The sequence below is a fragment of the Pseudomonas sp. SLFW genome, from assembly GCF_009905615.1.
Lineage (GTDB): Bacteria > Pseudomonadota > Gammaproteobacteria > Pseudomonadales > Pseudomonadaceae > Aquipseudomonas > Aquipseudomonas bambusae.
On the sequence record NZ_JAAAKW010000006.1, the window covers coordinates 90,216 to 109,213 of the forward strand.

Annotated in this window: 17 protein-coding genes; 7 read left to right on the plus strand and 10 right to left on the minus strand. The window is 57.5% G+C overall.

Going from position 1 to position 18,998, the window contains the following annotated elements; translation table 11 throughout:
- Positions 1-142 precede the first annotated feature (142 nt).
- The 9 genes from GVN17_RS12780 to bioB all read right to left on the minus strand — a co-directional run bounded on the left by GVN17_RS12780 (position 143) and on the right by bioB (position 11,003).
- Positions 143-1,921 carry an acyl-CoA dehydrogenase C-terminal domain-containing protein gene (locus tag GVN17_RS12780; protein WP_166595637.1) on the minus strand — a complete coding sequence of 593 codons (1,779 nt, stop codon included), beginning with the start codon at positions 1,919-1,921 and terminating at the stop codon, positions 143-145.
- A gap of 222 nt (positions 1,922-2,143) precedes the next feature.
- Positions 2,144-3,439 carry a GGDEF domain-containing protein gene (locus GVN17_RS12785; RefSeq protein ID WP_166595638.1) on the minus strand — a complete coding sequence of 432 codons (1,296 nt, stop codon included), beginning with the start codon at positions 3,437-3,439 and terminating at the stop codon, positions 2,144-2,146.
- Positions 3,440-3,644: 205 nt separating this feature from the next.
- Positions 3,645-5,450 (minus strand): phenylacyl-CoA dehydrogenase, encoded by a 1,806-nt coding sequence (locus GVN17_RS12790; RefSeq protein ID WP_166595639.1) that lies wholly within the window; start codon positions 5,448-5,450, stop codon positions 3,645-3,647.
- Between the two features lie 366 nt (positions 5,451-5,816).
- Positions 5,817-6,113 (minus strand): pyrroloquinoline quinone biosynthesis protein PqqE, encoded by a 297-nt coding sequence (locus GVN17_RS12795; RefSeq protein WP_166595640.1) that lies wholly within the window; start codon positions 6,111-6,113, stop codon positions 5,817-5,819.
- Between the two features lie 136 nt (positions 6,114-6,249).
- The gene (gene bioD / locus GVN17_RS12800) at positions 6,250-6,930 is read right to left on the minus strand and encodes a dethiobiotin synthase (RefSeq protein WP_166595887.1); all 681 of its coding nucleotides are present in this window, start codon (positions 6,928-6,930) and stop codon (positions 6,250-6,252) included.
- A gap of 88 nt (positions 6,931-7,018) precedes the next feature.
- On the minus strand, positions 7,019-7,867 hold the full coding sequence (gene bioC, locus GVN17_RS12805; RefSeq protein ID WP_256665208.1) for a malonyl-ACP O-methyltransferase BioC: 849 nt from the start codon (positions 7,865-7,867) through the stop codon (positions 7,019-7,021).
- A complete protein-coding gene (locus GVN17_RS12810; protein ID WP_166595642.1) occupies positions 7,860-8,591 on the minus strand; it encodes an alpha/beta fold hydrolase in 732 nt (243 codons plus the stop codon). The genes bioC and GVN17_RS12810 overlap by 8 nt, the downstream gene beginning before the upstream one ends.
- Positions 8,584-9,774: an 8-amino-7-oxononanoate synthase gene (bioF, locus tag GVN17_RS12815; RefSeq protein ID WP_166595643.1), complete on the minus strand. Its 1,191-nt coding sequence runs from the start codon at positions 9,772-9,774 to the stop codon at positions 8,584-8,586. Before bioF ends, GVN17_RS12810 begins: the two co-directional genes overlap by 8 nt.
- A gap of 173 nt (positions 9,775-9,947) precedes the next feature.
- A complete protein-coding gene (gene bioB / locus GVN17_RS12820) occupies positions 9,948-11,003 on the minus strand; it encodes a biotin synthase BioB (RefSeq protein WP_166595644.1) in 1,056 nt (351 codons plus the stop codon).
- A gap of 106 nt (positions 11,004-11,109) precedes the next feature.
- On the opposite strand from bioB, the gene GVN17_RS12825 reads away from it, so the two are divergent.
- From GVN17_RS12825 to GVN17_RS12850, 7 genes are all read left to right on the plus strand, one after another.
- Entirely contained in the window at positions 11,110-11,844 is a 735-nt protein-coding gene (locus GVN17_RS12825) for a ComF family protein (RefSeq protein ID WP_166595645.1), read from the plus strand.
- Positions 11,845-12,053: 209 nt separating this feature from the next.
- Complete coding sequence (locus GVN17_RS29670; protein ID WP_256665210.1) at positions 12,054-12,188, plus strand: hypothetical protein; 135 nt, start codon at positions 12,054-12,056, stop codon at positions 12,186-12,188.
- A 56-nt stretch (positions 12,189-12,244) separates the two neighbouring features.
- Positions 12,245-12,472 (plus strand): hypothetical protein, encoded by a 228-nt coding sequence (locus tag GVN17_RS29510; RefSeq protein WP_218576198.1) that lies wholly within the window; start codon positions 12,245-12,247, stop codon positions 12,470-12,472.
- A gap of 259 nt (positions 12,473-12,731) precedes the next feature.
- Positions 12,732-13,994, plus strand: coding sequence for a hypothetical protein (locus tag GVN17_RS12835; RefSeq protein WP_166595646.1), 1,263 nt, complete (start codon positions 12,732-12,734; stop codon positions 13,992-13,994).
- Positions 13,995-14,172: 178 nt separating this feature from the next.
- Positions 14,173-14,937 carry a TOBE domain-containing protein gene (locus GVN17_RS12840; RefSeq protein ID WP_166595647.1) on the plus strand — a complete coding sequence of 255 codons (765 nt, stop codon included), beginning with the start codon at positions 14,173-14,175 and terminating at the stop codon, positions 14,935-14,937.
- Positions 14,938-15,042: 105 nt separating this feature from the next.
- Entirely contained in the window at positions 15,043-16,971 is a 1,929-nt protein-coding gene (locus tag GVN17_RS12845) for a PhoX family phosphatase (RefSeq protein WP_166595648.1), read from the plus strand.
- Positions 16,972-17,223: 252 nt separating this feature from the next.
- Complete coding sequence (locus GVN17_RS12850) at positions 17,224-18,198, plus strand: serine/threonine protein kinase (protein WP_166595649.1); 975 nt, start codon at positions 17,224-17,226, stop codon at positions 18,196-18,198.
- Between the two features lie 261 nt (positions 18,199-18,459).
- On the opposite strand, the gene GVN17_RS12855 is transcribed toward GVN17_RS12850, so the two are convergent.
- Entirely contained in the window at positions 18,460-18,975 is a 516-nt protein-coding gene (locus GVN17_RS12855) for an ACT domain-containing protein (RefSeq protein WP_166595650.1), read from the minus strand.
- Positions 18,976-18,998: the final 23 nt, after the last annotated feature.

An 18,998-nucleotide genomic window follows, 5' to 3' on the forward strand; every position in this document is an offset into this window, starting at 1 on the left:
AGGCATTCCCTACGTGTCCATGTTGTCTGTTTGCGCATCCTGCGCGACGTCCATGTGTGTAGATTAACTTTGGATCCCATAACGCGATAGAGCCAATTGTCAGCGCGTCGTGTAAGCCAAAGCTTACACGACGTCTACCCCATCAAAACTGCGCAGCGTCCAGCAAGAACAACGACTCGCTGCCCGCCCTAACCGATGCCGCCAGCGATTGAATACGCGGCAGCAGGCGCGCGAAATAGAAGCGCGCGGTGCCCATTTTGCTGGCGTAGAAATCTTCTTGAGCCTCTTTTCCCTGCGCCGCTCTGGCCGACATGGCCCACATGTACGCGTACGCCGTGTAGCCGAACACGTGCAGGTACTCGACGGAGGCAGCGCCGATTTCATTCGGGTTGCTGCGCGCGCGATCCAGAACCCAGTCAGTCAATTCATCAAGGGTTGTCAGCGCGGCGCTCAGGGGTTTGGTGAATTCGCTCAGCGACGCGTCAGACGCCGTAATGAATGCCCGAACTTCGTCGGAGAACAGCCGGTAATGCGCCCCGCCGGTGGCGACGATTTTGCGCCCCATCAGGTCAAGAGCCTGAATACCGTTGGTGCCTTCGTAAATCTGGGTGATACGCACGTCGCGGACCAGTTGCTCCTGCCCCCATTCACGAATGTAGCCGTGGCCGCCGAACACCTGCTGACCGAGGACCGTAGTGTCCAGCCCCATGTCAGTGAGGAACGCCTTGGCGACCGGCGTCAGCAACGCGACGAGCGCGTCGGCGCGATGGCGAACGTCGTCATCTTCGCTGTATTTGGCCGTGTCCAGCTGCATGGCGACGTAGGTGGAAAACGCTCGACCACCTTCATTCAGGGCTTTCATGGTCAGCAGCATGCGACGGACATCAGGGTGAACAATGATCGGATCGGCGATAGTGTCTTTGGACTGAGCCCCGGTCGGTGCGCGGCTCTGCAAGCGGTCGCGGGCGTACTCGATAGCGTTCTGGTAAGAACGCTCGCCCGACGACAGGCCTTGAATACCCACGCCCAACCGCTCGTAGTTCATCATCGTGAACATCGCAGCCAGGCCTTTGTTCGGCTCGCCCACCAGATAGCCTTCAGCTTGATCGAAGTTCATCACGCAGGTTGCAGACGCCTGAATGCCCATCTTGTGTTCGATGGAACCGCAGGAAACGCTGTTGCGAGCGCCCAGGCTGCCGTCGGCATTGACGAAGAATTTCGGCACCAGAAAAAGCGAGATGCCTTTCGGCCCCGCAGGCGCATCCGGCAGCTTGGCCAGCACCAGATGGATGATGTTTTCAGTCAGATCGTGTTCGCCACCGGTGATGAAAATCTTGGTGCCGCTGATCTTGTAGGAACCGTCCGCCTGCGGGTCGGCCTTGGTGCGAATGATCCCGAGGTCGGTCCCGGCATGGGCTTCAGTCAGGCACATGGAACCAGCCCAGATCCCGGCGTACATGTTCGGCAGGTACGTGGCTTTCAGGTCTTCGCTAGCGTGGGTGTTGATCGACACGCAGGCGCCGGAGGTCAGCATCGGGTACAGGCCGAACGCCAGGCTCGACGAGTTGACCATTTCTTCAACCTGAGCCGATACAGCCTTGGGCATGCCCATACCGCCAAACTCGGGGTTGCCACCAACGCCAACCCAGCCACCTTCGGCGTAGGTTTTGTACGCTTGAACGAAACCTTTGGGTGTCGTCACGACGGTATCAGCCCAATGACAACCTTCTTCGTCAGCGGCACGGCTGAGCGGTGCGACGGATTTGCTGGTGACCTTACCGGCCTCCTCAAGAATCGCTTCGACGGTTTCCGCATCCACTGCTTCGGACAACTCTGGCAGCGTGGCCCAGAGTCTGGAGACTTCGAACACTTCATTGAGGACGAAGCGCATATCACGTAACGGCGCTTTGTAGTCAGCCATGGCAAACCTCGCAAACAGCAACAGAGACCCGGGGAAAGAGACGCTGCAGACAGGGTGCAGCATCAATGTGTCAGTGAGGCCGAGTGTACAGGAACACCATTTGCGACACATAGGGTCAAGTAGTGACCATTTATCAAGTTAAAGTCACATAAAAATGAAGACACTAAAATAGCCCCTGCCTTGCAGCAGAAGCTTTTGATTACCCTTGGAAAGGAAGGAGTCTTAGCTCGCAGCGGCCATTCGCACGGCGCCGCGTTTGTTGGTCTGGCCGTGCGCGATCACGCAATTGCGGCCCGCGCCTTTGGCCGCATAAAGCGCCTGATCAGCCGCCTTGAGGACTTCTTCGGGATTGCGGTGTTCAGGCAGCCGTTCGGCGACGCCCATACTGACTGTCACCGAGACCGTGGACGCCTGCGAGCCTGCACGGCGTTGGCGTCCTTGCAGATCGTCCTGAGGACGGTTGTCCTGATTACGTAAATGGATGGCGTAGTTGGCGATGGTCTCGCGGATCACTTCCAGGTGCGGCATGCACTCATCAATCGTCTTGCCCGCGAAGACAATGGCGAACTCTTCACCACCGTAGCGGTAGGCGCGACCGCCACCATTGGTGATCTTCGACAGCTTGCTCGCCACCAGGCGCAGCACTTGATCGCCCACATCGTGGCCGTGGGTGTCGTTGAATTTCTTGAAGTGGTCAACGTCACTCATCGCCAGCACGTAATTGCGCCCCAGACGCTGCATCCTTTCATTGAGCGCTCGCCGACCTGGCAATCCGGTCAACTCATCACGAAACGCCATTTGATAGGCCTCGTGTGCCACACCCGCAGCAATCATCAGCATGACCTGGCTGCACATGATGTTCAGCGTAAACGGCAGGATGAAGGTTTTCGGCAATGCCCAGAACAACCCGAGCAGGCCCACCAATTGCGCGGCATGCAGCGGCCGAGGTTTACGAATGTACTGAGTGATCAGCACGCCGAAGGCAATCAGGAACGTCACGTAGGAAAGCTGGATCAGGCTCATCCACTCCCCGTGCAGTGCAGGCCAGCGAATGTCGGCGAGCCAGGCGAGGAGGCTTTCCGGGAAACTCTGCTCCAGCCCCAGTGCCACGCTGCCGACCGCGACCAGGACGGCCAGACGTGCCACCAGATCCTGCAACAGATGCGTGCGTTCTTCCCAAGCGGCGAACAGCCCGAACATAACCGGCAGCAGAAGGCAGCAGAGGTGAAACACCACGGCGGCGTCCTCTCGGACTTTTCCATTGTCACGGTAGTAATCGGTCTGGGTGTCGAGCAGGAAATAGGCGATGTACACGGTGATCATCAGGAACAGTTCGCGCTGACGCTTGTAAACCCCGCAGTACGCACCGCCCAGCAACAGCACCAACGTGGGCAGTACGTTGAACAGTGAAGTGAAGAACACGTTCAAGTCCTTCACGTATGCAGCCGCGAGCCCGGCGATCAACAACGCCAGTGACGGTAGAAAATGGCTAAGGCGTGCAGCTGAAGGGCGCAGCAAGAGGACGGACTCCTACCCGTGTGGAGCAAGTGCAAATCAAATGGCATTGTGCCTGTATCGGCCACTTTACTCATTTGATGAGGAAAATGGTGAGAGAAATCACTGTTTTTTGTCGTCATTAATTTGTCATCTTGAAAACGACGCTCACAAAAAAGCCGCTTGTCCCGAAAGACAAGCGGCTTTGAGGTAAAGCTACCCGGCTGACTCAGTAAGCCAGGCCGAAATGCTCTTCGTTCATGTCCATCAGGTTATTCGCGCCCGACAGCATGGCCGCAACGTGTGTGCGGGTGCGCGGCAGGATGCGTTGGAAGTAGAAGCGCGCGGTCTGCAGCTTGGCGGTGTAGAAGGCTTCTTCGCCGGTGCCCGCAGCCAGTTTCTCAGCCGCCAGACGCGCCATGTCAGCCCAGAAGTACGCCAGGCAGACGTAACCGGAGAACATCAGGTAATCCACCGATGCAGCGCCGACTTCTTCGCGATCTTTCATGGCGGCCATGCCGACCTTCATGGTCAGGTCGCCCCATTCCTTGTTCAGTGCGGCCAGTGGCGTGACGAATTCGTTGACCGCTTCGTTGCCTTCTTGCGCCTGGCAGAATTTGTGCACGATCTTGGTGAAGCCCTTCAGCGCTTCGCCCTGGGTCATCAGTACTTTACGACCCAGCAGGTCGAGCGCTTGAACGCCCGTGGTGCCTTCGTACAGCATCGAAATGCGGCTGTCGCGAACGTTCTGCTCCATGCCCCACTCGGCGATGAAGCCGTGGCCGCCGTAGATCTGTACGCCGTGGTTGGCGGATTCGAAACCGACTTCGGTCATGAACGCTTTGGCGATCGGAGTCATGAAGGCCAGCAGGCCATCGGCTTGCTTCTTGGCTTCAGCGTCGTCGCTGTACTTGACGATGTCGACCTGCTTGGCGGTGAAATACACCATCGCGCGGGTGCCTTCGGCGAAGGCTTTCATGGTCAGCAGCATGCGACGTACGTCAGGGTGAACGATGATCGGGTCAGCGGCTTTGTCCGGCGCTTTTGGGCCAGTCAGGGAGCGCATTTGCAGACGTTCACGGGCGTATTTCAAACCGCCCTGGAAGCCGATTTCAGCGTGAGCCAGACCTTGCAGTGCGGTACCCAGACGTGCGGTGTTCATGAAAGTGAACATGCAGTTCAGGCCTTTGTTCGGCGGGCCGATCAGGAAGCCGGTGGCGCCGTCGAAGTTCATCACACAGGTGGCGTTGCCGTGGATGCCCATCTTGTGTTCAAGCGAACCGCAGTTCACGGCGTTGCGCTCGCCCACGCTGCCATCTGCAGCTGGCAGGAATTTAGGAACGATGAACAGCGAAATGCCCTTGGTGCCCGCAGGCGCATCAGGCAGGCGGGCCAACACAATGTGGACGATGTTATCGGCCATGTCGTGTTCGCCAGCGGAAATGAAGATTTTAGTGCCCGAGACTTTGTACGAACCGTCGGCCTGAGGTTCGGCCTTGGTGCGCAGCATGCCCAGGTCGGTGCCGCAGTGAGGTTCGGTCAGGCACATGGTGCCGGTCCACTCACCCGAAACCAGCTTGGTCAGGTAAGCCTCTTGCTGTTCAGGGGTGCCGTGCTCGGAGATGGTGTTCATCGCGCCATGGGACAGGCCTGGGTACATGCCCCACGACCAGTTGGCTTCGCCCACCATTTCACTGACGGCCAGACCCAGCGACTCAGGCAAGCCTTGGCCACCATGTGCAACGTCGTGAGCAAGGCTTGGCCAGCCGCCCTCGACGAATTGTTTGTACGCTTCTTTGAAGCCAGTCGGAGTCTTAACGCCGGACTCGCTCCAGGTGCAACCTTCGGTGTCACCGACACGGTTCAACGGGGCCAATACCTGCTCACAAAACTTGGCGCCTTCCTCAAGAATGGCGTCGACCATGTCAGGCGTGGCGTCCTGGCAAGCTGGCAGACTCTGATAGTGCGCTTCGTAGCCGAGCAGCTCGTCACGAACGAAGCGAATATCACGCAAGGGGGCCTTGTAGTCAGGCATAGCGATAAACCTCTGCTGATGAATCCTGGAATTGGATGACCGTAGGGTCACTGTAGGGACTTACCCCTCCACCGAGATGTCTTTTTATTCGATGGTCAAACAGATGTTTGAAACATACGTTTACGCCTAATTGATGTCAAGGGTGCACCGCGAACCTTTCATCGACGCCGAGACGGTCGTCACGGGCGCGCACACGCGGCACGGCTCCGAGCCCCTGATTCAGTGAGTAGAGTTTAGTAGAGCAAACCCGCGACGCAGACGTCAGAGCGCCGCGATTCGGTCGGGTGATAGGGCGTTATTCAGAAAGGGGGCGCATACGAAAACGCGCACAAGAAGTGCGCGTCAGAAGAGCGGTTTTGCAAATAATCAGGCAAAGGTGTCGATCAGCGTGCCGAGCGCTTCGTCGGAAGCTTTCTCGACTTTCGCGCCCAACTGAACCTGAATGCGCCCTTGGGTCAGCTCGACGACATTCGTGGCCATGTCGGAACGCTGGGGGCGGTCAACCGAGCGCAGTCGCTCAAGCTGAAAGTCCGAGGACTGGCTGCGACCCGCCACTTCGGTGCCAGGGCTTGCCAACTGAGTGGCAGCTTGATCGACACGATCTTGCCCGACCTGCATTGCGCTCAGGCCTGGGTACAGCGTGTTGTTCAGCGTGATTTGCATGATCACAATCCTCTGTTCATAAAACGAACAGCGTCATTAAACCAGTAAAGGCCGTGAAACACTCGGCAAAAAGACTAATGGCATTGCGCCTTGTGATAGAGGTCACAGACAGCACGGTATAGACGGGCTGTTTCCGCTAATCCAACAGTTCCAAATGCAAATGCTCGGCAACCATTTCCGGCGTCGATTTCTTCATGTGCGGCACGCGCCCTAAACAGGGCGCAGGCAGGCGCTCGGCCAGGGTGGCGAGGTTTTCTTCAAGGCGAGACGTCTTCGGGTCGATGATGTTCGCTACCCAACCTGCCAGTTGCAGGCCGTCATTGGCGATGGCTTCGGCCGTCAGTAAGGCATGGCTGATGCAGCCAAGACGCACGCCCACCACCAAAATCACCGGCAATCCCAGCGCAACCGCAAGATCAGAAAGATTGGCCTGATCCGCCAGTGGCACCCGCCAGCCACCCGCACCTTCGATTAGGGTGAAATCAGCCTGTTTTTCCAGAATATGACGCATTGGCCCAAGTAGGGACGCAACGGTCAGTGCAACACCGGCCTCGCGAGCGGCCAGGTGTGGAGCAATGGCTGGCTCGAACGCGACCGGATTCACCTCGTCGTAGGTCAACTGAATCGAACATTCAGCGCGTAACGCGATGGCATCGGGATTGCGCAACCCTTTCGGCTTCACATCGCAGCCCGATGCAACAGGTTTACCGGCGGCCGTGCTCAGCCCGGATTGGCGTGCCGCATATAACAGCCCAGTGGCAACGGTGGTTTTGCCAACATCGGTGTCGGTTCCCGCGATGAAATACGCAGCACTCATCTTGGCGACCATCCGTTCAGATTTTTTCAAACTATTGCTCACTCACTATAGCGCTCACACGAACGACGCTCATGAAACCGGTCACTTTTTAAACAGTCGCCGGTTTTTCCAATACGGCGTAAATCACTTGATACGTCGCAGGCAGGCCTTTTTCCTGTCGAAACGTTTCGTAGGCGTCGATCAACGCCTGAATCCGCACCCGACCCGTCAAACCTCCCGGCCTGCCCGGATTGATGTTGTGCGCGCCCAGCGCCTTGAGCTCGTGAGTCAGACTGCGCACATCGGGGTAATGCAGCACATGGGGCAACACACTCAGGCTGCGCACTTGCAAGCCACTCGCCGCGCACAACCGTTGATACTCGTCGAACTCACGGAAGCGATTCACATGGACCATGCCGTCCACGGCCTGCCAGCTGTCCCGGAGTTCATACAACGTGCCGACGCACAAGCTGGCAAAGCCGAAGACTCCACCAGGCTTCAGCACGCGCCTGGCTTCAGAAAGCACAGACGCTAGATCCGAGCACCATTGCACGGCCAGGCTGGAAAACATCAGATCAACACTGGCGTCGCGCAGCGGCAGGTTTTCGGCATCACCCACCACGTAATGATCCGCGCCGCCCAAAGGCCGTGCGTGATTGAGCATGCCTTCGGCAATGTCCAGCGCAAGGCCTTCGCCATGAGGGAAACGTTGAGCCAGCGCACGACTGAAATAGCCGGTGCCGCTGCCGAGATCAAGCCAACGAGCGGGCGTCGTTTCAGGCAAACGCGACATCAGCTCATTGCCGACCGCACGCTGCAATTCGGCAACGCTGTCGTAACTCGCCGCCGCCTTGGAGAACGACGCTGCCACCTGACGCTTGTCAGGTAGAGGGTTTTCAATTTTTGCCTGTTGCTGTTTCACAGCTTTCAGCACCGCACAGTGGGAAAGATCAGTCATCACCGGACTCATGTAGAAAAGCTTGGACCGCCGCAGCCACGCCATGGGGGTTTTCCAGGATAAACGCGTGACTGGCCTGCTCGATCACGCCGACTTCGATGTCCGGCAAGAGGTTGAGCAGATCAGCCGACGCTTCGGCAGGCACCAGCGCATCGAGGCCCCCGAACAGGTGCAATTGCGGGCCGCGATAGGCTTGCAACGCCGCGCGGGTGTCCATCTGTTCGAGCAATTTGAGGCCCTCGATCAGGCCAACGCTCGTGCCATGAGGCGCACCCGCCTTGAGTTGTCGAGACAGTGCGCGCGGCTCTTCAGCACCTTGCACGCACAGAAGACTGAAGCGCTTTAGGGTGGCCTCGGGATCGGCTTTGCAGCCCGCGATGAACGCGTCGAAATCGGTTTGCGGCATCGCGCTCGGCCACTGACTGCGGGCGACGAAGCAGATGTTGCTGGCAAAGGTCGCCAGCCCGCAGCAGCGCTCGCCACGTCGCGCTGCCAACTCTGCCGCCAACATGCCACCGAGGGACCAGCCGCCCAGCCAGGCGTTGTCGGGCAGGGTCGAGTCCAGCTCGTCGAGCCATTCATTGAGGTCGTCAGTGTCCAGATCCGGCAACGGCTCGATCTCGACGTGCAGGTGTTCGTCCAGACCGCGCAACGCGGCGGCCAACGGCTCCAGAGGGGTTACGCCAAGCCCCCAGCCCGGCAACAGGATCAACCGATCACGCATGTTGTGGCTCCACCGATTCGCCTGTTCCCAGCAGCGGATAACACTGCTCCAGTGCATCCAACAATAGCTGCACCTGGGCTTCGCTGTGGGCGGCGGAGAGCGTGACCCGCAAACGCGCGCTGCCTGCGGGAACGGTCGGCGGACGAATCGCGGTGACCATCAGGCCGCGCTCGCGCAGCATCTGTGACAGACGCAAGGCTCGGTCGCTGCTGCCTATGAGGATCGGCTGGATCGGCGTGAAGCTGTCCATCAGCTCAAGCCCGATAGCCTGAGCGCCGTCTCGGAACTGCTTGATCAGCGCCCGCAAATGCTCGCGACGCCAATGCTCGCGACGCAGCAGCTCAAGGCTTTTCAGGGTGGCGCAGGCCAGCGCTGGTGGCTGGCTAGTGGTGTAGATGTAAGGGCGAGCGAACTGGATCAGCGTCTCAATCAGCTCCTCGCTTCCAGCCACGAACGCACCGGCCGTGCCGAAGGATTTGCCGAGGGTGCCGATCAGCACGGGCACGTCTTCCACGCTCAAGCCGAAGTGTTCGACGATCCCTGCGCCGTTGGCGCCCAACGGTCCGAAACCGTGAGCGTCATCGACCATCAGCCAGGCGTTTTTGGCCTTGGCAACCTTGGCCAACGCAGGCAGGTCAGCGATGTCGCCGTCCATGCTGAACACGCCGTCGGTGACCACCAGCGTATCGCCGACCGCCTTCTCCAGCCGCGTGTTCAGGCTGTCGGAATCGTTGTGCAGATAACGGGAAAACCGTGCGCCACTCAGCAAACCGGCATCGAGCAGCGAAGCATGGTTGAGGCGATCTTCCAACACGGTGTCGCCCTGCCCCACCAACGCGGTCACGGCGCCAAGGTTGGCCATGTAACCGTTGGAGAACAGCAGAGCGCGGGGGCGGCCAGTGAGGTCAGCCAACGCTTCTTCAAGTTCGTGGTGCGGCGTGCTGTGACCGATCACCAGATGCGACGCCCCACCGCCCACGCCCCAGCGCTCGGCGCCTGCCTTCCACGCAGCGATGACGTCGGGGTGATTGGCCAGGCCCATGTAATCGTTGTTGCAGAACGCCAGCAAGGGCTGGCCGTCCACGACGACTTCAGGGCCTTGAGGGCTCTGCAACAGAGGGCGTTGGCGGTAGAGGTGGTCGGCACGACGGGTAGCGAGACGTGCGCTCAGATCGAAAGACATGCAGGCCTCGGGTCAGATGCAATGCGCATTTCCCTGTAGGAGTGCGCTTGCTCGCGATTGCAGTGTGTCAGTCACGTTATGTGTTACAGACAAATCTCAATCGCGAGCAAGCTAACTCCTACAGTTTTTGTGCATGCCACAGGTTGTATATAGGCAGTGAACTGGCGTCAGTCTTAAACCGCCGCGTCGTAAAACATCTCGCTGCTCTTCTGCTCGATCAGCGCCTGTTCGATCGCTGCCTGATGCACTTCGTCCGAATGCTCTTCACGGGCTTCCGGCTGAATGCCCAGACGCGAGAACAGCAGCATGTCCTTGTCAGCCTGCGGGTTGGCGGTGGTGAGCAGTTTGTCGCCGTAGAAAATCGAGTTGGCACCGGCAAAGAACGCCAGGGCTTGCATCTGATCGTTCATCGCTTCGCGGCCTGCGGAGAGGCGCACGTGAGATTGCGGCATCAGGATACGCGCCACGGCCAGCATGCGGATGAAGTCGAATGGATCGACGTCTTCGGCATTGGCCAGCGGCGTACCGGCGACTTTCACCAACATGTTGATCGGCACCGACTCCGGGTGCTCTGGCAGGTTGGCCAGTTGGATCAGCAGGTTGGCGCGGTCGTCCAGCGACTCGCCCATGCCCAGGATGCCGCCGGAGCAGATCTTCATGCCCGCATCTCGCACGTACGCCAGGGTCTGCAGACGCTCGCTGTAGGTGCGGGTGGTGATGATGCTCGTATAGAAGTCCGGCGAGGTATCGAGGTTGTGGTTGTAGTAGTCAAGGCCCGCATCAGCCAGCGCCTTGGTCTGGTCCTGATCGAGCTTGCCCAAGGTCATGCACGTTTCCAGGCCCATGGCTTTCACGCCTTTGACCATCTCCAGCACGTACGGCATGTCTTTGGCGGACGGGTGTTTCCAGGCAGCACCCATGCAGAAACGGGTCGAGCCGATGGCCTTGGCACGAGCGGCCTCTTCCAGCACCTGCTGGACCTGCATCAGCTTTTCTTTTTCGAGGCCGGTGTTGTAGTGACCGGACTGCGGGCAGTACTTGCAGTCTTCAGGGCAGGCGCCGGTCTTGATCGACAGCAGGGTGGAGACTTGAACGCGGTTGGCGTCGAAATGAGCGCGATGCACGGTTTGCGCCTGAAACAGCAGGTCATTGAACGGCTGTGTGAACAGCGCCCTGACCTCGGCTAAAGTCCAGTCGTGACGCAAAGTGGCATTGATGCTGGCGCTCATGGGCGGCTCCTTCATGTATTTGGCAAGTACCCGGGCGGTTCGGCAATCGACCAAACCTGAAAGTCCACAGGCGCAACACGGATGTTCGCATAGTTAAGGAAGCGACATGCGCTGTCAACCACACAACGGGTATCAGGTTTACATCTGGTTAAAAAACGTACAAACCTGTTTATTGTGCGATGAGCAGACCGATTCAGACAGCTCAATCTGCACCCCGTGCGAAAGCGACCTGCCCTGGTTGATCGATCAATGCGACCGCTGCGCGCTGCCCATGCCGATGGAGGGCCTGACCTGCGCGCAGTGCACGCAACACTCCCCGGCCTTCAACGAAGTCATCGTGCCGTGGCTTTACGACTTCCCCATCGACGCGTTGGTCACACGCTTCAAGCACCAAGGCAAATGGCCGTTGGGCAGGCTGCTCGCAGAATTGCTCGGCCAGACCTTGCAACATCGATTCGACGAAGGTCTGGCCCGACCCGACTTCATGATTCCCGTGCCCCTCGCCCACAAGAGGCTGCGCCAACGGGGTTACAACCAGGCTGCCATGCTCGCGCACTGGCTGGGGTCGCAATTGGGGCTATCGATAGATGAGCGGCTGATCAAACGCGTAAAGGAAACGCCAGCGCAACAAGGCCTCGATGCCAAGGCCCGCAAGCGTAACTTGCGTGAAGCATTTGCCTTGGCGGACGCCGCGAAAATCGTCGGCCAACACGTCGCGCTCATTGATGACGTACTCACCACAGGCGCGACCGCCGATGCGCTGGCGAGGCTGTTGATCAGTGCCGGGGCGAAGAAGGTGGATGTGTACTGCCTGGCACGGACGGCGAAGCCTGGGGATTGAGAGAGAACCCGCGAAGGGTGCAAGTCGTCCGGCATTGACTAATAGTTCCAATCGCCCGATATCATAATTCGGGAAAACCCCTACGTATATTCAACACAAGTATGTAGGGAATTTCTGATTTTAATGCTAGATGTTGCGATTCACTCCGCGCCGAATTATAAATTGTTCGTCAGGCATTTTTCCTGATCAACAAAACAAAATGGTGACCTATGAAAACTTTTAAAAAAGCAGCACCAAGCATCAAGCCAGATCAAAAACTGTCAGCAGAAGCTAAACAACTTTTGAGCACTCGTAAAAACAATGGTGGCGGTGGCGGCCACTGCCAAGGTGGCGGTAGCTGGTAACCGCTTGTTTAAAGCTGCTAGCAGGTTGCTGGCAGCTCCGACGAAAGGACGCCCCTGTGGACAGACAGTACAAAAAAATCGAAAATACCCTTCCTCACAGTATGAAAGCTCCTGCATCTGAAATTCCCATACCGACTTTGGAAGAGGCGGTCCATCACATCAATGAAATTGATTTCTCATTAATCCGTACAAAACTTTGTTCTAAAGACCCTTTAACTTGCAGAGTTTGGTCTGAGGCTGAAGCAGAGATAGCCATCCAGTATTACAAAAATTTTTGTATTTGAACAAAAAATATTTATCTCAGTTTCGCGTTTTGCCTCCCATGCTGGAGGTGGATGAGATCTGGCACCATCACATATTGGACACACGTCAATATTTCAGAGACTGCCTCCAGATCTTCGGTTACTACTTCCACCACTACCCCTAACTTTGGGATACGTGGGGAGCCTGATAAGCAAAATCTTGATTTAGCTTTCGACGTTACGCAAGAACTGCACGAGATAGAGTTCGGCAGCAGGATGTCCGCCATCTGGGGTGACAACAGTGAAATATAACCAGTCAGTTCAAGCTTCGCTTGCCCCCTTCATCTTGAATCGACTGATCCCTCTAAGCGGGATATCGCTGGTGTTCGTACTGCTTGCCCACAAAGCCCCCGAAGACTTGGGCATGTTTTCCTACACACTCGCCTTGCTGTCCGTGATCTCGACTGTTTTCCCTTTGGTCCTAGCGACTGCGGGCAATAAAGCGGCATCGTTGATTGGTCAGCCCTCTGACTTGCATGATTTTTTTGCAGGTGGGTTCACGCTGTCTCTGATAGTCGGCATTTTGACTGCGACCACCTGTTTACTCGCGGTTCAATTAGCAAGCGAAGTAAGTGGCACCCAACAATGGGACGGAAGAGACTTTTGGTCAATTTCTCTCGTGTACATGATGGCGACTCCGATTATCGCAACGAACGCTTTCTTACAGATGTTTTTAGAAGCTACCGGCAAAGCTACTCACTTCACGCTCACCAAGCTGAAGATTACGTTGATGTGCTCGATGGTCCTTATGCTGTCGTATGAGTATTCCGACACCGACGACTTCAAGTACTGCGCCATGCTTTATTTTTTTCTTACAGAGCTCATGACACTGCTCTTTCTTTTGAAAATGTCGCGACAACAGCGCTATGTTTCTATTCGTTACGGCAAAATCTTCGCTGGCTACTTCCTCCGTACGGGTTTTCCTATAGCCGCCGGGATGAGTGGACAGAAAATTTACTTCTATTTATTGATGGAAAGACTCGCAAGAATCGAAAGCTCGCTAGTAGCCGAGCTGTCCGTATTCATGACCATCACAGGCATCCTGCTCATCCCTTCGCTCGCTCTGACGCAAATTCATAGTTTTCAAGTGAGCCAGCACCTCACCCAGTCCAGCACTTTCTACAGGTCCGGGCTTAAATGGGTTATCGGCACGCTGTTACTTACTGCGTTGGTATTTACTCTCATCGGAGAGCACGCTTTCCAACTTGTCGGCGACAAAACGGTAAATTACAGCGGGCAGATGTTTATGGCTGTGATTCTTTTCATCGCCACGAGCTCGTTTCTTTCGCTGGCAGTTGCGCATTTACGCGCAAGAGGCGAGACGTTGAAACCTCAGTTGCTGGTTAACATCATCATGCTTGGGGTACTTGTACCCTTGCTGTACGCATTGCACTTGGACAGACCGGGTATTGAGACATTCCTAATGTTTCAAAGCGGAGCTGCTGCCGTAGCCTTTCTGATATTGAATATCAGGATTGTTTGCCTTCACAAGAGCGACCCTTAGACCCACTCGCAAGAGGCCGATACATCCAATGCCTCTCGTGTGACAGATGCGCAGCTTTGGCGGACGAGCGGGCTCCTACAAGATCGATGGCCTGCACAACATTTCTCTTCGCCACAAATCCCCCTGAAGATTTCGCTTACACTCCGCCCTCATCACCATAAGACAAACGCCGCCCGACATGTCCCTACCGCCCTCTCTCTCGCAACACATGGTCCGTCGCCCCCATCGCATCGCGCTGTTGCAGCATATTGCCGAGCAGGGGTCCATCACCCGTGCGGCGAAAAGTGCGGGGCTGAGTTACAAGGCGGCGTGGGATGCCATTGACGAGCTGAACAATCTGGCGCTGAAGCCGCTGGTAGAGCGCAGTGTCGGTGGGCGTGGCGGCGGCGGGGCGAAGTTGTCGGCGGAAGGCGAGCGAGTGTTGCGTCTTTATCAGCGCTTGCAGGCGCTACAAACCCAGTTGCTGGAAACCCCGGAAGAGTCGAGCGATTTGGCGCTGCTCAGTCGTTTGATGCTGCGCACCAGCGCCCGCAATCAGTTGCACGGCCAGGTCGCGAGCATCACGCCCTCGGGTCGCAATGACATGATCGAATTGACCCTCGCCGGTGGTCTGTCCATTGATGCGCAAATCACCCATGACAGCACGCTACGACTGGCGCTGGAAAAAGGTGCCGACGTGTTCGCGCTGATCAAGGCCAGTTGGCTGGAGTTGTTGCCGCCGGACCAATCTGCAACACCTGGTCACAATTGTCTAAACGGCAAAATCGAGGAGATTCTCGACGGGGAAGACGGCCCCAGCGAGGTACGAATCGCCCTGTCCAGCAGCCAGATTCTGTGCGCGGTGGCTGAGCCCGATCATCTCAACACCTTGAAATTAAAGGTGGGGGGCGACGTGAAAGTACAGTTCGCGCCCTCTTATGTATTGATCGGAACGCCGCTGTAAATCGTTTGAAAAAGGCTCACACGGGAGCCAGCGTCGTCATCGGACGGACACAATAGCGTCATCCGGGCGGAATAAGGTCTGCGCAAAAACCGCAGGAAGCCCGTGATGAAATTATTAGAAGAACACCAGTCCACCGACCTCGAAACCCTGGTGCAGCAAAACAGCGTCGGCCTCACCCGGCGAGGCTTCATCAGCGCGGGCGCTCTGTGTGGCGCGGCGATGTTCCTGGGTGGAAACCTGCTCAGTCGCAGTGTGATGGCTGCCAGTGTCAGCGCGGTCAACCGCACGTTGCTTGGCTTCGACAGCATTGCCTCCTCCTCCGCTGACAGCATTGCACTGCCGCCCGGCTACACATCTTCCGTCCTGATCAGCTGGGGTCAGCCTCTTCACGCGGGCGGTCCCGCTTTCGACCCGTCCGGCAAGGGCACGGCGAAGGCGCAGGAACTTCAATTCGGCGATAACAACGACGGCATGAGCCTGTTCACCTTTCCCGGTGACGACGTCAATAACGCCACCCGCGCGCTGATGGCCATCAACAACGAATACACCAACTACCGCTACCTGTTCGATCACGGCAAAGACCCACAATCCGCCGACGACGTGCACAAGGCATTGGCCAGCGAAGGTGTTTCGGTGATCGAAGTGAAGCGCGAAGGTGGCCAGTGGAAGTTCGTGCAAGGCTCGAAATTCAACCGCCGCGTGCACGGCAACACGCCGATTCACCTTAGCGGCCCGGCGGCGGGACACGAGTGGCTGAAAACGGCCGCCGATAAAACGGGTAAGAACGTTCTCGGCACCTTCCAGAACTGCGCCAATGGCAAGACGCCTTGGGGCACTTATCTGACGTGCGAAGAGAACTTCACCGACTGCTTCGGCAGTAGTGATCCTGCGCAGCAATTCGACGCCGCTGCCAAGCGCTACGGCGTTGTCGCCACCAGCAAGGAAGTGAACTGGCATCCCCACGACCCGCGCTTCGACGTCGCCAAAAACCCGAACGAATTCAACCGTCACGGCTGGATCGTGGAAATCGACCCGTTCGACCCTAAATCAACGCCTGTCAAACGCACCGCCCTGGGCCGTTTCAAGCATGAAAACGCGGCGATCACAGAATCGAAAGATGGCCGCGCGGTGGTTTACATGGGCGACGACGAGCGCGGCGAATTCATCTACAAGTTCGTCAGCCGCGACAAGGTCAATCACAAGAACCTGAAAGCCAATCGCGACATCCTCGATCACGGCACCTTGTACGTTGCGCAGTTCGATAATGGCGACAGCAACCCTGATCACCCGAAAGGCCAGGGTAAGTGGGTGGAACTGGCTCATGGCAAGAACGGGGTCGATGCGTCGAGCGGCTTTGCCAATCAAGCAGAGGTACTGATTCATGCGCGCCTGGCGGCGAGCGTGGTTAAAGCGACGCGAATGGATCGGCCCGAGTGGATCGTGGTCAGCCCCAAGGACGGTCAGGTCTATTGCACGCTGACCAACAACGTCAAGCGTGGCGAGGAAGGCCAGCCAGTGGGCGGCCCGAACCCGCGGGAGAAAAACCAGTACGGCCAGATTCTGCGCTGGCAGGAAACCGGTTCGGATGCGGCATCAATGGATTTTGCGTGGGATCTATTCGTGGTCGCGGGCAATCCCGGGGTGCACGCAGGCAAGCCTCAAGGCGGTTCAAGCAACATCACCCCGCAGAACATGTTCAACAGCCCCGACGGTTTAGGTTTCGACAAGGCCGGGCGGTTGTGGATTCTCACCGATGGCGATTATTCGAATACCGGGGATTTTGCGGGCATGGGCAATAACCAGATGCTGTGCGCCGACCCTGCCACTGGCGAGATTCGCCGGTTCATGGTCGGGCCGGTGGGTTGCGAAGTGACCGGCATCAGTTTTGCGCCAGACCAGAAAGCGCTGTTCGTGGGGATTCAGCATCCCGGCGAAAAAGGCGGCTCGACTTTCCCGGAACATCTGCCCAATGGCAAACCAAGGTCGTCGGTGATGGTGATCACACGCGAGGATGGCGGGGTGATCGGCGCGTGATGCAGCGCCATCCCCAAGCGGTATAAGGCGCACCTGTGGGAGCGAATTTTTCGCGAAGGTAGATAGTCGACAGATCAGTGTCGGATGTACACCGTTTCGCGAATAAATTCGCTACCACAATTTCAACTGAGGCGTCGGCAACATTTCGTGCAGCCCTCCAATCCCGAACACATAACGCGTTGTGTCGGCCATCCCATGCCTGAGTTACCATGACGGGCCCGACGCGGCAGCCTGCTGCGCGCAGGAGTCAGCATGGCCCACCCGTTTGCGACACTCACACCCGACCTTGTCCTGGACGCCGTTGAAAGCATCGGTTTTGTCAGCGACGCTCGCATTCTCGCGCTCAACAGCTACGAGAACCGCGTCTATCAGGTTGGCATTGATGAAAGCCAGCCGCTCATTGCCAAGTTTTACCGCCCTAATCGCTGGACAAACGAAGCGATTCTCGAAGAACACAGCTTCACCGCCGAACTGGCCGAAGTGGAAATCCCGGTGGTCGCACCCCTTATCCACAACGGGCAAACGCTGTTCGAACACGCCGGTTTTCGCTTCACCCTCTTCCCCCGTCGTGGCGGTCGCGCACCGGAGCCGGGCAATCTCGACCAACTCTATCGCCTCGGCCAACTGCTGGGCAGGATTCACGCGGTCGGCGCCACTCGCCCGTTCGAACATCGCGAAGCGCTGGGCGTGAAGAACTTCGGCCACGATTCACTGAACTATCTGCTGGAAAATGACGTAATCCCGCGCAGCCTTCTGCCTGCTTACTCGTCGGTTGCCAAAGATCTGCTCAAACGTGTCGAAGATGCCTACGCCGCAACGCCGCACCGGAACATCCGCATGCACGGCGACTGCCACCCCGGCAACATGATGACCCGCGATGAGATCTTCCACATCGTCGACCTCGACGACTGCCGGATGGGGCCTGCCGTGCAGGACGTCTGGATGATGCTCGCCGGAGACCGTCAGGATTGTCTGAGTCAGCTGTCGGAATTGATGGATGGCTACAACGAGTTTCACGATTTCGATCCTCGCGAACTCGCGCTGATCGAACCGCTGCGCGCCTTGCGCCTGCTGCATTACAGCGCCTGGCTGGCTCGCCGCTGGGATGACCCGGCATTCCCCCACAGCTTTTCTTGGTTCGGCACTGAACGCTATTGGGGCGATCAAGTGCTGGCGCTGCGCGAGCAACTGGCGGCACTGAACGAAGAGCCATTGAAGCTGTTTTGAACAGCGCCCCTACCGGTCGACAGCACCCGCGCGAACTGATCAAATAATAAACAAACCTCTGTAAGCCACGCCGTCCGTGGCTTACAGCGATTTTTGCGCAGGTTATCCACAGCCTGGTTCACGTTATTTGTGCACAAGCCCCTGAATTTGCTGGTTTTTTGATCAACCGTCTCAAAGCGTTGGCCGGCAAGGGCTGTGCGCCTGTATCCGCAGCTTATCCACAGGCGGGCTCATGGAAAAACTGGATAACTGTGCGACGGCTCAGTCGTCAGACTTGATCTTCAATTCCACCATCAGCTCGTCCGCCAGTGTTTCCAGCCGTTCCTGCAACGCATCGAGCGACAGGTTTACCGGCAGACCCAAGAGTGCCTGGGCGCGGAAAAGCGTTTCATTGCTCATGGGCGCCGGTTCAACGCTGGTCACCAGACGCTCAACGTTAACGCCCTGCTCGCTCAACAGGCGAGTCACGTCTCGAACAATCCCCGGCCGATCATTGCCCACCAACTCCATAGTGATGGGTTTCGAGTACGAAACAGGCTCGCCGCCGACGTCAGCGAACTGCACGCGAATACCGTGGGAGAGCCCCTGCAGCGCACTCCTCAAATCATTTTGCGATTCAGCGGGCACATCGACGCGAACAATGCCCGCGAACTGACCGGCCAAATGAGCCATACGGCTTTCCAGCCAATTGCCACCGTGATTTGCAATGCACGAGGCGATCTGTTCGACCAGCCCCGGTTTGTCCGGGGCAGTGACGGTAAAGATAAGCTGATGCACTGTGAACTCCTTCTGCTTTATGT